The sequence below is a fragment of the Streptomyces sp. GS7 genome (assembly GCF_009834125.1).
Taxonomy (GTDB): Bacteria; Actinomycetota; Actinomycetes; order Streptomycetales; family Streptomycetaceae; genus Streptomyces.
Window position 1 is genome coordinate 4413480 of the sequence record NZ_CP047146.1, and the last position, 12675, is coordinate 4426154.

The window sequence follows — 12675 nt, forward strand, 5'->3', positions numbered from 1 at the left end:
GGGTGCGGCAGACCCGACCGGTGCGCCTTCACGAGCAATTGTCGATATCTGTGCATCGGTTGATCGTCTTCCCCCGGTGGACCGATGAGTTTCAGCTCGCTCGGCAGTCCAAGAGCTGACAGCTCACGCCCGTCACAGCACAGGAGGACGATGATGAGTCAGCCGCCCGCATGGTTCGACATCACGGCGACGGATGCCGCGAGGTCTCGCGCGTTCTACGGGGAGCTCTTCGGCTGGGAGATCAAGGTCGATGAGTCGATGAACTACGGTTTGACGGTCACCGCTGAGGGGGTACCCGGTGGCATTGGGCAGGCAACGGGGGACAACCCCCACGTCGCGGGTCTCGTGATGTACTTCCCGGTGGCCGACCTCGAAGCAGCCATTGAGCGGGCCGAAGGGCTCGGTGGCATCTGTGTTGTGCCGCCCTGGGAAATTCCCGGACTCGGGAAGATGGCGGTGTTCCACGATCCCGACGGTAACCGCGTCGGTCTATGGCAACGCTGAGTCCGTCACTTCTACTCGTCTCGATGGCTGGCAGTCGACGCCGACGGCGCCCCACCCCGGTCACACAACAGACCGGGGTGGGCCCTCAGCTCTGCGGAATTTGCGGTCATGCTGCGAGGGCTTCTGGGCGTTCAACGAGCTCGCCGCGTTCGAAGTGGACTGCGGCCCGGACCAGGGCGATGAGATGGGGTGTGTACACGGCCCGGCAGCGAGCCCGCGCAGACTCGCCGGAGAAGTTGTGCGCACTGGCCAGCCTTGCGGTATCTGAGGCGTTCGGCATCTTCGAGCACGGTCCTTGTGGGCCGGTCGGGTGCGGCTTACGACTCGGTCCGCGATTGAGATCCGGACGTGCTGGGCTGGCGGGTCGGCTGGTGGATGATCAGCCGGCTGCCTGCCTGGCGAGCACCAGTTCGGCGCTCGACTTGCGGCTGGTCGGCCGACGTGCGGAGCGGTCCGAGACCAATGAAGCGATCGCACGATGGGCCTCTGCGTAGTCCTCGCGTCGGCCCCCCCGCCAACAACGCTAGTTGGCTCCGGGCCTCCCTCCCCGGGTGCCCGGGGAGGGATTCCCGCCGTCTAGGGAGCGATGATCACCTCGTACCACTCCATCTCGAGGATGCGGTCCGCGACGACGGCTCGGCCGAGTTCACCCCCCGCCCCCGTGTTCTCGGGCAGGGGCACATGAGCCCGGATACAGGGCGCGTTATTACCGTGGGGGCTGTCCCGTACGACATCGACGTGCCACACCCCGGCGGTCTTCCTGGGGATGATCTCCGTGCACTCGGAGCCGTTCGTGCCACCCTGCACGGAGCTGGCGAAGGGAAACTCGTCGCAGGAGTCGTCCGTGACGCTGGGGTCCTTCTTGAACGGGTCCGGGGCCGCCGTGCACGACTGCCTGCGCTTCTTGGCCGCCTCCGTCTTCCCACCGGAGTTACGCTGCAGCGGCTTCGTCTCGGTGCCGAAGTTGCCGCCCTTGAGGTTGCTCTGCGCCCACCCGTAGGCGACGGCGGCGGCCCCGTAGGCGGATTCGCGGATGGTCACGTTGGGCATGTGTCCCATCACGATGCAGCCGGGGTACTGGCCGACCTGCGCATCACAGCGCAGATCGTGGCCGTTCCAGGTCACCGGGTTCGCAGGGCCGCCGCCCGCGTCAAGGATCTCCCCGAACGATGTATAGGTGGGGGAGATGAACGAGTAATTGCCCTTGGTGACAGTGGAGGTGAAGGACAGGTTCCCGGTCTTCTCATCGCCCAGCGCCAGCTCGACGGGCGCGCCGCCCCAGGCCGGTGCGTCCACGGTGCACAGGCCGCTGCAGGTGGCGGACAGGTCCATCGACACGGTCTTCGCGTTGCCCCCCATCTCGGTGGCCTTGACGGCGATGTTCTCCGTCCACTTCCCGCTGGAGGAGCTCAGGCGAGCGAAGCTCACGGCCTCGACGACGGAGCGGCCTATCTCCTTGCCGTTGGTGTCGAAGGCCCAGTTCGTGAACTTCTCGCCCCAGCAGTAGTTGTGCCGGTCGGAGTTTCGGCCGTTGGCGCACGCACCATCCGAGACGCCGCGCACGATGCGTTCGGTGACAGTGACAGGGGCGGCGACGGGCACCGCCTTGGCACAGGTCCAGCCGGTGCCCTGGCGGCGCGCCTGGGAGCCCGGTGCTGTGGCCTTGCATGTGCCGTAGCCCTTGGGGGCGGCCTTGGCGGGTGCGGCGGCGGCCGGTGAGGTGCCCAGGGCGAGGAGGGTCGCGGTGAGGGCGAGTGCGGCTACGGCCGCGAGCAGGTGTCTGACGCGTCTCAAAGGCTGGTTCCCCTCAATCGGTGGTGTACAGGTCCACCAGGGATCGAACCGGCCCGGCGCCCCCGCGCACAGGGGCGGAATAAGCCCCTCTATGATCATTTTTGGCCTGTTGCGGGCTCACACCACCACCCCAGTGGTCGCTACGTTCACCCCTTGACCGAACACACACAACCAGGGGGAAAGGGCAACGATGCGCCCCACAAGACCCGTCAGCCGCATAGGCAGAACACTCATGGCCTGTGCCGCCTCGGCCGCTGTAGCCACCGTGGGACTTGCCGTCTCACCGGCCGCCGCCGCAAGCGCCGAGCCCGCCACCACCACGCAGGCCGAGCCCGGCGGCGCCTGTACGGCGGCCGACCTCGGCACACGGCACCCGTACATCAAGACCTCCGAAGTGACCCCGACGATCACCCACTTCAAAGGCTGGTACGTCACCGACGGCTCGACCGGTACCCAGTCCGTCAACACCAGCGTCCAGACGACAATCTCGGTGTCCGTCGGCCTCACCGGCAATGTCGAAGGTAGCTTCGCCGTCGAGACCCTCGGCAAAGTCGGCGCGAGCCTGGGCCTGAACGTGCAGGTGAACTACACCTCCACCAGCAGCACGTCGACGTCCGTCACGTGGAACTTCCGCAATCCCGGCTATTACGGCCTCTACAAGGGCACCAAGAAGGTCACCGGTACGTACGGCAGCCTCAACTGCAACCGCGTCCAACAGGACGACGGCAGTTGGGCGCTGAAGTGGGTCGAAGGGGCCGACACCGGCAGCTACACCACCTACACCACCCTCGAAGAAGGCGCGGTGCGCTGCGAGGACAAGGTCCCCGCCAACAGCATCATGCGCAAGGCGCAGGACCTCCTCGACTGCGGCTCCGCCACCGCCACCGCGAAGCACCCGGCCGGGCCGGTCCCCTCGGCGAAGGCCGCCAAGGCCAGGCACGAAGCCGAGAAAGCCGCCAAGGCTGAGAAGAGCGTGAAGGCCACCGGGAGCCCGGCTCCCGTCACGCGGGCCGCCCTGAACTGCCAACCCGCCGTCTACAAGATCGACGTCCCCGGCAAGCCCCTGAACTGGAGCGCACCGCTCCTGGCCAACGACGGCATCCGCCTGCGCGAATCCACCTTCTTCAGCGCCCACCTGGACAACTGGCGGCTGTGCAACGTGACGGAGCGCAACGGGGTCATCGAGGCGTCCCTGTGGAACTGGGGCAACGGCGGATGCGCGACCATCCCGGCGAACATCGCCAACCAGGAGCAGGCCTACCTGACGACGGCCACCTGCGGGGAGGACGACCTCCAGCGGTTCTACATCTACCGCGACGTACCCGGCAGCTCGAAGATCGGTGTGCAGAACAAGTACACCGGCTCCATGATGGGCCACGACCGGTACGCGGACGGGGAGTTGATCCGCCAGTACTCCAGCGGCAGGCAGGACGGTACGGGTACGTACACTCTGACCGGAGTCTGACGGCCCCCACCCCGTGAGCGCGGCCCCGCACGTGAACCCCCGGCCTCCCGGTTCCGTGCGGGGCCTTCCGCGTCTCTACCCCGAGCCCAGCCTTGGGGACCGGTGCCCGTGGCCGAACGTCCCCTGTTGCATGCGGCAAACCCCTTCCAGGGTGGTTCTCGCTTCAACCCGTCTACAGATACGAGGTCAACGCATGCGCATACGAGACCTGTTGACGGTGGCCAACGAGTTCTCGTCTCGGTTCGTCACCGACCTCACAGGGCAATACACCTAGGCCCCAGGCCAGACGCATCGTTCGCTTCCCACTGGATGTCTCATGAGACACGCTGAGCGCGAAGAACAGCTCGACCGTGATCTGCTCGTGCTCGATGCTGAGTACCGCATCGAGTCCTTTACCTCGAAGTTCGGCGGCCTGCGCATCACCATCGTTGACCGTTTTGGCGAACGCGGCGAGTTCGGCGACGAGTTCGCCGACGGGGCCACCGCCCTGTCCGACACGGCCGAGACCGCCTCCGAGCACACCTGCGAGACCTGCGGGAGCCCCGGCCGTATCCGGCTGCGCGGCGACGTGCGGGCCTGGACGAGTGCCGGCTGCGTTGGGTGCGACTCTTGGACGCACCCAACTAAGTTCGTGGTCGCTGAACAGAGTTCACCTCTGCCCGCTCGACAGGAGCACACGACTATGACCACCAAGACCGCGTTGATCACCGGGACCAGCCGCTCGGTCGGACTCGGCTTCGCTGTAGCCCGCCAACTCGCCGAACTCGACTACCACGTCATCCTCACCGCGCGCGACGTCTCTCGCGCGGAACCGCTGGCCGAGCAGCTGCGCCAGGACGGGTATGCGGCAACCGCCCTGCGCCTGGACCTGACCGACCGGGCTGGCATGCGCGAGGCGGCCGACTACCTCGACCGGCGCTTCGGCCACTTGGACGCTCTGATCAACAACGCGAGTGACATGCCCGACTTCAGGATCCTTTCCGCGCTCGACGCCGACCTGGACGCGGTGCGCTCGGCGATGGAAGTCGACGTGATCGGCCCGTGGGGGCTGGTCCAGTCGATGCTGCCGCTGCTGACCGCCGCGCCCGCCGCGCGGATCGTGAACGTCTCGAGCCTGTCCGCACTCCAGATCGCCACCGGGCTCGATCTCGGCGCGAGCCTGCGCGCCCCGGCGCACTCGATGGCCAAGTACATGCTCAACGCCCTGACTACCGTCCTCGCCCGCGCCTTCACCGACACCCCGATCCTCGTCAACGGCGTCGACCCCGGCGATACCGCCACCCACCCCGAACGCGGTGACGACGGCAAGGACCGCCCGGCCGCGGAAAGCGCACGCGGCGTCGTCTGGGCCGCCACCCTGGCCGCCGACGGCCCCACCGGAGGGCTCTTCCGCGACGGACAACCCCTCATCTGACACAACTTGCGGCTCGCAACCACCAGGGATTGCCCTGAACGACGTCACTGCGGAAGAGCCGCACCCGTTCGACGTCGCCCCGGGCTGTTCATTCCCGTGGTGGACATGGTTCCAGGACCCTGGCAGTGAAGGCCGCCAGGTGAGTCCGCATCTGCTCGCGGGGCATCCGCTGTTGACCGACGAGGTGTTCGACGAGGTCGGCGCGGGTGGCAGCGAGTAGAGCGTGCGCGGCGAAACTGCTGTCAGTGAATCCGGGAATCTGCTCCAGCGCGGCCTGGAGTGTGCTGTGCCACCGTGCGTAGTGGTCTGCCGCATAAGGGCTGTCGCCGCCGGTTCCCTCCAGTGCAAGGGCGAGGTGGCGGTTGTCGATCTTGAAGCACAGGACAGCGTCGAGGAGGGCGGGCACGCGCTGGAGTGGCGGGGTGGCGGGCCCCAGGGGCGGTGCCCCCTCTTCGACGGCGAGCCTGATCGGTGCGAGCCGCATCTCGTACAGCGCGCGGATCAGGCCGGTGCGGTCACCGAAGCCGCGGAAGAGCGTGGCCTTGCCGACGCCGGCCGCCGCCGCGATGTCGGCCATGGTGACGTCCTCAGGGCTCGCACAGTGGGCGAAGAGTGTGTCGGCGGCCGCAAGGACGGCCTCCCGGTTGCGGGTGGCGTCCGCGCGTGGTTTGCGTTCGGGCATGAGGTTCCTCTGTTTACAAAGCGGACCCTCGGTCCGTATCGTTGGCACGTGAAACGGACCCGGGGTCCGCATCTTACGGGATGGAGCAACCCATGACCGCGAGCACCGCACCGGTGGACCTGTACCGCCACGGCCTGCAACTCCTGCTGGACAAGGACATCCCCGCGTGGGTCGACTTGTGGGACGAGAACGGGATCTTCGAGTTCCCCTTTGCGCCGGAAGGCTGGCCGAAGCGGCTGCAGGGCAAGGCAGATGTCGCGGAGTACATGCGCGGCTACCCCGACCGCATAGACCTTCACGACTTCCCCTACGTCGAGATTCACCAGACCGTCGCCCCGCAGACCATCGTGGTCGAGATGCGTGGTGTGGGCCGCCTGGTAGGCACCAGAAGTCCCTTCGACATGTCCTACATCGCCGTTGTCACCGTCGAGAACGGCCTCATCACCCGCTACCGCGACTACTGGAACCCACTCGCCGTCCTGAATCCCGCCGCCAACTTCACCGGGAGCAACTGATGAACAGGCCTGGGGAGTTCACCCTGGTCATCGGAGCCACCGGCACCACCGGAAGCCGCGTCGCCGCCCAACTGGCCGCCAGGGGACGGCGAGTTAAAGCAGCCAGCCGACGCGCCATCCCGGTGGACGGATCCTGTCCCGTGCGGTTCGACTGGGACGACCCTACGTCCTTCGCAGGCGCCCTCGAAGGCGCGGACCGGGTCTATCTCAACCCGCCGCTCGGCGCTCCGGACCCGGCAACGGTCATGCTGCCCTTCCTCCAGCAGGCCCGCGCCGCAGGGGTCCGCCGCGCGGTCCTGCTCAGCTCGTCGGCGATCCCCGCCGGTGGCCCTGCCGTGGGCCAGGTTCACCAGGCCCTGCCTGGTCTGTTCTCCCAGTGGGCGGTCCTGCGGCCCTCGTGGTTCATGCAGAACTTCACCGGCAACCACACGCACGCCCGAACCATCAGAGCCGACAGGACCATTCACACGGCAACCGGCGAGGGCCGCGTCGGGTTCGTCGACGCCGACGACATCGCCGCCGTCGCCGTGCACGCACTGACCAAGGCGCAGGCCCCGAACACCGACCTGATCATTACTGGGCCGCAGGCGCTGAGCTACGGCGATGTCGCCACCATCCTCACCCAGGTCACCGGCCGGACCATCACCCACTGCCAGCTGACCTACGAGCAGATGCGCGACCGCCTTGCCGCCGACGTACCCGCCGAGTTCGCCGCGATGCTCGCCGGCATGGACCACGCCATCGCCGAAGGCGCCGAGAACCGCACCACCGACACCGTCCAACGCCTCACCGGCCGCCCACCGCGCACCTTCCGCGCTGTCGCGGAACGGGAAACGGACGGCCTCCCGAGCTGACATCCCCGATTCCTTCATCTGTGACCAAGTTCCAACTAACGCGTCCGGGCTCAGCACCAGGGGGATCACCGATGCTCAACTGGCCGGGCCCGAGCATTCAGGGGGTCCGGTCACCTGGCGTTGCAACCGGCCCTCGAGGGGCTGCGTCTCCTCGACTGCGAGGACTCGGCGTGCCGGACGAAACGGAAAGGGCAGTCGATGTCGATCGGAACTACGTGGATGGTGCTGTGCGCTGCGGTGGCCGTGCTGCTTTTCGGCTTCGCGTGGCGGGAGGCAGTTTTGGTGCGTCGGCTGCGGCGGGACGGCATTCCCACGCGGGGTGTCGTGGTCGACAACACGCAGCTCGCCGAGGACGACGGGCACATCTGGGTGCCGGTCATTGCCTTCCACGACCAGCAGGGACACCGCGTGGAGTTCTCACCCCGGATGCGTGGAACCGGGATGGGCCTGGCGACCGGGCGGGAGGTTCCGGTGCTGTATGACGGTCGGAACCCCCAGACGGCACGGGTGCAGATGTGGCGGCACACGATGGGGCCGGCGGTGTCGCTGCTGCTCGGCGGGATGGCCTTCCTCGGCGCCGGCATGCTGATCGTCCTGAAGAACTGACCACATCAGCCGGGCAGCGGCCCATGGCGGTGCCGCGAGCGACCCCGGCATCTTCGGGTGACGTCCTTCCTCTCCGACCGTGAATGGCCATGTCACACCAGGGCAGTCAAGTCGCCGGGATCGCTGTCGGTGTCCGGGGCGAGAACATGCCCTCCTTCTATCGGGAGCTTGTCGACCATGCGTAACCGGGTCTTTCCCCATCGGTCCGCGGCGGCGTTGGTGGCGTCGGCCGCCGTCGCCTCGCTTCTCGCCACTGCTTGTTCGCGCGGCGGGGATACGGCGCAGGCACCGTCCTCGTCCGCGACCGCGTCGACTGGGATTGACGCGGCGCCGGGGAAACCGGTCGCGAGATCGTCCAAGGTGACGCTTCCGCCTGTGCACGCGGACTTCGACTATCAGCTCGGCGGTCCCTACACCCCGCCGGCCGGGGTAGCCGTCGTCGTCCGTGACTACACGGCGCCGCCCGCGCCAGGGCACTACAACATCTGCTACGTCAACGCCTTCCAGGCCCAGCCGGGCGCGGAGAAGGAGTGGGATGCCGACCTCCTGCTCCGTGACAAGGCCGGCGCGGTCGTCATGGACAAGGACTGGGGCGAGGCGATGCTGGACGTTCACACCGACGCCAAGCGCAAGCGGATCGCGCGGAAGGTGAACGCCTGGATCGACGCATGCGCGGCCAAGGGCTACACGGCCATCGAGCCGGACAACTACGACAGTTACACGCGCGTGCCCCACGGGCTGCTCACCGCGAACGACGCGAAGCTGTTTCTCTCCCTGCTCGCCGCCCACGCCCACGCGCAGGGCCTGGCCATCGGTCAGAAGAACACGGCCGCGCTCGCTCCGGCCCGCAAGCAGGTCGGCGTCGACTTCGCCGTGGTGGAGGAGTGCGGTCAGTACGACGAATGCGGAGACTACGCCGCCGCGTTCGGCAACCACATGCTGGTGATCGAGTACACCGAGCAGGGCATGACGAAGGCTTGCCGGGGCTGGGGCGACAAGATCAGCATCGTCCGGCGGGACCTGCACCTCGAGCCCGCCGGTGACAAGGACTACGACCGCGGAACCTGCGGCACGTCCTGATGCGCAGGCATCCGACGCCCGGCTCGATCCACTCTCTCTCCCGGTCCACTCCGGCGCCGCTCGATCAGCAGCGCCCGCACTGCGGCAACGATCGGCCCTGCGGCAGGAACCGGGGGAGGACGGCGAACTGCCTAGGAGAACAGCACTCTGGCGTCCGGTACTTCGACCACCTGGCCGCCCTCGCCGACGGACACGGTGCCGGGCCGCGTGGTGGTCGCGGCGAACGAGGGCCCCACGAACCCGCCGATCGGGTCGTTCGTCCGGATCGCGACGGCCGCCTCCCGCGACTGAGCCGGACGGCCCCTCAGCCGCGGACTGCGGCGACGGCCTCGTCGAAGGCCCGCTCCATGTCGATGGTGCCGCCACTGCGTACCCAGGCGTCCGTTGCGGCCTCCGAGCAGGCCAGGGCGCAGGCGGCGAGCGCGCGGGCCCGCACCTCGGTCATCGGGTCCGCGGTCGCCCCCAGTCGTCGCACGATGTCCGGGACGAGGAGATCCGTCCACTTCTGGCGCTTCTCCAGCTGGCGCGCCCGGAGGGAGGGCGAGGCGTGCAGCATGCTGGTGATCTTGAGGAAGTCCTCCGGTGAGTAGGGGAGCGAGTCGAAGAGCGCCTTGAGGGCCGCCCGAAGTGCTTCCCAGGGCCGTTCGCCGGCTGGACGCGCTTCCAGCGCGGCCCGCAGGGCCTCGCCGTGCTCGGCGTGATCGCCGAGCACGATGTCCTCCTTGGTGCCGAAGTAGCGGAACAGAGAGCGTCGCGACATGCCGATCTCGCCCGCGATCTGCTCCATGGTGGTGCCTTCGAATCCACGCTCAAGGAACAGCCGCATCGCCGTGGCGACGATCTCGGCCTGCACAGCTCGCCGGGTGCGCTCCCGCAGCCCCGTCGGATTACCCGCGCGATGGTCCATGGCTCCGTAGCCTACCGCGTTCTGCACTCAGTACCAGTCTGGCACTGTGTGACAGATTCGGCGTACAGTGCCAGTGCAGTGTCACCGCCGAGAGCGTCCACAGCTTCCCGGGAGCAGCCCATGAGCACCGTCGACTACCACGGCCAGACCACCCTCATCACCGGCGCCAGCGCCGGCATCGGCGCCGAGTTCGCCCGGCAGATGGCCGCGCGCGGATCGGACGTCATCCTCGTTGCCCGCCGCGCGGAACGGCTGGAGACGCTGGCCGCCGAACTCACCGCGGCTCACGGCGTACGGGCCGTCGTCATCCCGCTCGACCTGAGCCTGCCCGCCGCGGGGCGGAGCCTCGCCGAGGAGGTGGCGCGCCGTGGCCTGGAGGTGACCAGCGTGGTGAACAACGCCGGATTCGGCACCTTCGGCCCGTTCCACACTGAGGACCCGCAGCGGCTCGGCCAGGAGATCAGCGTCGACATCGCGGCCGTCGTCGACATCAGCCGGGCGTTCATCGGGCCGTTGCGGACCGCCGGCACCGGAGTGCTGGTCAACGTCGCAAGCATGGCCGCCTACTTCCCCATACCGAACATGGCCGTTTACGCGGCGGCCAAGGCGTTCGTGCTGAGCTTCACCGAGGCCCTGTGGCACGAATCCCGCGGCACCGGGCTGCGCGTGCTCGCGCTCTCACCCGGTGCGACCAGCACCGAGTTCTTCGACGTCATCGGCACGGATGCAGCGGACGGCGGCAGCAAGCGCCAGTCGCCCCAGGAGGTCGTGGCCACCGCGCTGCGGACGCTCGACCGCCGCACACCACCGCCGAGCGTCATCTCCGGCCGCCTCAACCGCGCGATGGCGACCCTGGGCCGCACCGCCAGCCGACGCCGCACAGTTCAGTTCATGGGATCCACGACCTCCGCCCGCCGACCGGTGCGGTGACTGCGCACGCCGACGGGCTTCCGCCCTGCGACGTCACCCTGTCGGGCAGCAATGCGCGTGATCAATACACCCAGGGCATGGTCCCGTCGGGATCATCTCCGGTCCCTGGCTCCGGGCCGTCGGACGTAGGCGCGAACTCGGCAGGGGTTTGGCCGTACTGGCTCTTGAAGGTCCGGGCGAAGTGGCTGCTGTCGGCGTACTGCCAGTGGGCGGCGAGTTCACAGATGCTCAGCCGGCCCGTCGATGCGAGGGGTTCGAACCGAGCCCGCTCGAACCTGCGGCGGCGGACGTACCCGACGACGGTCTCCTGGACGGACGCGAACGCCCGCTGCAACGTCCATACAGAGGCGCTGAGTTCACGGGCCGGCATTGACAGGGCGAGATCCGGATCGGCGAGTCGGCTGTCCGCGAGGTCTTTCGCCGCCTGAACTCGGTGAGGCCCAGCCGAGGCTCGGTGAGAGGGGGCGGCGGCTCGCCCGTTGGGCTCTGATCTCGGCTGCTGTTCTTCGAGTTGGAGGCTCGTTATTCCGGAGAATGCCGGGGAGATTCCGGCCCCGGTGGTGTGTCGTACGTAGTTGAGCAGGCGAGGGCGCAGGCTGAGGAGTGGCGGTCGTACGACTGGGGCGGGGCGGGCGATTGCGCACCACAGGTCTGCGATTCGGGCCCGATCAGCTTCTGCTGAAGTAGTGGCCCTCGTCCAGGTCCGCGATGAGGCCCTGGTGCGTCGGCTGCCACCCGAGCAGCTCCTGAGTACGGGTGCTGGACGCCTGCATGTCGAGGCCGAAGAGGAGGGCGAGCCACCCGAAGTGCTCCTCGGCCGGGGCGGGAGCCATGGACACGGCCGGCTGGCCGAGGCCCCGGCCGATCGCCTCGGCGATGGCGCGGGTCGGCACGCCTTCCTCCGCGACGCCGTGCAGGACCGATCCCGTCGGGGCGCCCTCTACCGCGAGTCGGAAGAGGCGCGCGGCGTCGAGCCGGTGCACGGCGGGCCAGCGGTTGGCGCCGTCGCGGATGTAGCCGGAGGCGCCGTGCTTGCGAGCCATGCCGACCAGGCGGGCGACGAAGCCGTGGTCGCCGTCACCGTGCACCGTCGGTGGGAGTGGGCGCTCCAAGCCCGCCCGGGAGTACGCAGACCGGGAGTACGGCGCGTCCCCGCAGGCATCCCGTGGTCCTCGGGGCGCACCAGTGCGCGCCGGGCCCGCAGGAACTCACTCAGCCGTTTCGTGTGCATGCCTACCAACGTAGGGGCAGGCACCGCAGAGAAGGTGGCCCTGCCACACCCACCCGGTTGGCTCGATCAACCGTTGTCGGAGGTCGAGCTGGCTGCATCCACGAACAGTGAAGTCACCGGGGGACTTGTCAGGGCAGCATCGAGGTGTTTCCGGGTAGGGCTCCTGGTCGTGCCGCGGAACACATGAGGGTGTAGGCCGCCGGCGGGCTTCGGCGACGGGTCAGGCGGTCGAAGTAATCGCCCGGGTGACGGCAGTGATTGCCGGGGTGGGGCGGCTGGGGAGGCGCGCTACGAGAACCCGCCGGATCTCGGGGGGTGCGCCCTCTCGTTCTCGGCCAGTGCGCGGATGGCGCGAGCGGAGGCTGCGGCCGTGCGGGTGATGGAGGAGCGAATGACCGGGCCGGAGCTCACTTCTCTTACCTGCGGCATGAACCCCTCGATCGAATGGGCCATCGCAACCATCCCGGAGGGCGCATGGCAGTGGATTCGCTATCCCAGGGCGATCGTCGATCCCCATACCGGCGAGCTGATGTCTGACGCGGAGGTCGCGGAGATACCCGCCTACACCGCCTTCACCGGCCGGGCGAAGACCGAGCAGGTCATCGCCCGGTTGACCCGTGCGCCGTGTCCGTGACGAGCCCGGTTCGGAGCACGCACCAGCCCCAGCCGCTCCCGCACTCACCCGTCCACCAT

At 68.3% G+C, this 12675-nt stretch carries 14 protein-coding genes; 9 read left to right on the plus strand and 5 right to left on the minus strand.

Features of this window, described 5'->3' with window-relative positions; all coding sequences use genetic code 11:
• Positions 1–153 precede the first annotated feature (153 nt).
• Entirely contained in the window at positions 154–504 is a 351-nt protein-coding gene (locus GR130_RS19545; RefSeq protein ID WP_201304932.1) for a VOC family protein, read from the plus strand.
• A gap of 576 nt (positions 505–1080) precedes the next feature.
• Here the strand turns inward: GR130_RS19545 and GR130_RS19550 are convergent.
• Positions 1081–2298 (minus strand): NucA/NucB deoxyribonuclease domain-containing protein, encoded by a 1218-nt coding sequence (locus GR130_RS19550; protein ID WP_159505921.1) that lies wholly within the window; start codon positions 2296–2298, stop codon positions 1081–1083.
• A 190-nt stretch (positions 2299–2488) separates the two neighbouring features.
• On the opposite strand from GR130_RS19550, the gene GR130_RS19555 reads away from it, so the two are divergent.
• Both GR130_RS19555 and GR130_RS19560 read left to right on the plus strand, forming a co-directional pair.
• A complete protein-coding gene (locus GR130_RS19555; RefSeq protein ID WP_159505922.1) occupies positions 2489–3763 on the plus strand; it encodes a hypothetical protein in 1275 nt (424 codons plus the stop codon).
• A 316-nt stretch (positions 3764–4079) separates the two neighbouring features.
• Complete coding sequence (locus GR130_RS19560) at positions 4080–5177, plus strand: SDR family NAD(P)-dependent oxidoreductase (RefSeq protein ID WP_236573222.1); 1098 nt, start codon at positions 4080–4082, stop codon at positions 5175–5177.
• A gap of 88 nt (positions 5178–5265) precedes the next feature.
• Here GR130_RS19560 and GR130_RS19565 read toward each other — a convergent pair whose 3' ends face one another.
• A complete protein-coding gene (locus GR130_RS19565; RefSeq protein ID WP_159505923.1) occupies positions 5266–5859 on the minus strand; it encodes a TetR/AcrR family transcriptional regulator in 594 nt (197 codons plus the stop codon).
• Positions 5860–5951: 92 nt separating this feature from the next.
• On the opposite strand from GR130_RS19565, the gene GR130_RS19570 reads away from it, so the two are divergent.
• The 4 genes from GR130_RS19570 to GR130_RS19585 all read left to right on the plus strand — a co-directional run bounded on the left by GR130_RS19570 (position 5952) and on the right by GR130_RS19585 (position 8914).
• Positions 5952–6374: a nuclear transport factor 2 family protein gene (locus GR130_RS19570; protein ID WP_159505924.1), complete on the plus strand. Its 423-nt coding sequence runs from the start codon at positions 5952–5954 to the stop codon at positions 6372–6374.
• Positions 6374–7228: an NAD(P)H-binding protein gene (locus tag GR130_RS19575; RefSeq protein WP_159505925.1), complete on the plus strand. Its 855-nt coding sequence runs from the start codon at positions 6374–6376 to the stop codon at positions 7226–7228. The genes GR130_RS19570 and GR130_RS19575 overlap by 1 nt, the downstream gene beginning before the upstream one ends.
• Before the next feature lie 198 nt (positions 7229–7426).
• Positions 7427–7834: a DUF3592 domain-containing protein gene (locus tag GR130_RS19580; protein ID WP_159505926.1), complete on the plus strand. Its 408-nt coding sequence runs from the start codon at positions 7427–7429 to the stop codon at positions 7832–7834.
• 177 nt (positions 7835–8011) lie between these two features.
• Positions 8012–8914, plus strand: coding sequence for an endo alpha-1,4 polygalactosaminidase (locus GR130_RS19585; protein ID WP_159505927.1), 903 nt, complete (start codon positions 8012–8014; stop codon positions 8912–8914).
• Between the two features lie 304 nt (positions 8915–9218).
• Here the strand turns inward: GR130_RS19585 and GR130_RS19590 are convergent, their stop codons facing one another.
• Positions 9219–9821 carry a TetR/AcrR family transcriptional regulator gene (locus tag GR130_RS19590; protein WP_159505928.1) on the minus strand — a complete coding sequence of 201 codons (603 nt, stop codon included), beginning with the start codon at positions 9819–9821 and terminating at the stop codon, positions 9219–9221.
• A 120-nt stretch (positions 9822–9941) separates the two neighbouring features.
• Between GR130_RS19590 and GR130_RS19595 the strand changes: the two genes are divergently transcribed.
• Complete coding sequence (locus GR130_RS19595) at positions 9942–10751, plus strand: SDR family NAD(P)-dependent oxidoreductase (protein ID WP_159505929.1); 810 nt, start codon at positions 9942–9944, stop codon at positions 10749–10751.
• A gap of 61 nt (positions 10752–10812) precedes the next feature.
• Here GR130_RS19595 and GR130_RS19600 read toward each other — a convergent pair whose 3' ends face one another.
• Both GR130_RS19600 and GR130_RS19605 read right to left on the minus strand, forming a co-directional pair.
• Positions 10813–11121 carry a helix-turn-helix domain-containing protein gene (locus GR130_RS19600; RefSeq protein ID WP_159505930.1) on the minus strand — a complete coding sequence of 103 codons (309 nt, stop codon included), beginning with the start codon at positions 11119–11121 and terminating at the stop codon, positions 10813–10815.
• Positions 11122–11419: 298 nt separating this feature from the next.
• Entirely contained in the window at positions 11420–11863 is a 444-nt protein-coding gene (locus tag GR130_RS19605) for a hypothetical protein (RefSeq protein WP_201304933.1), read from the minus strand.
• Positions 11864–12352: 489 nt separating this feature from the next.
• Between GR130_RS19605 and GR130_RS39860 the strand changes: the two genes are divergently transcribed.
• Positions 12353–12616, plus strand: a complete 264-nt coding sequence (locus GR130_RS39860) for a hypothetical protein (protein ID WP_201304934.1) — start codon at positions 12353–12355, stop codon at positions 12614–12616.
• Positions 12617–12675 lie beyond the last annotated feature (59 nt).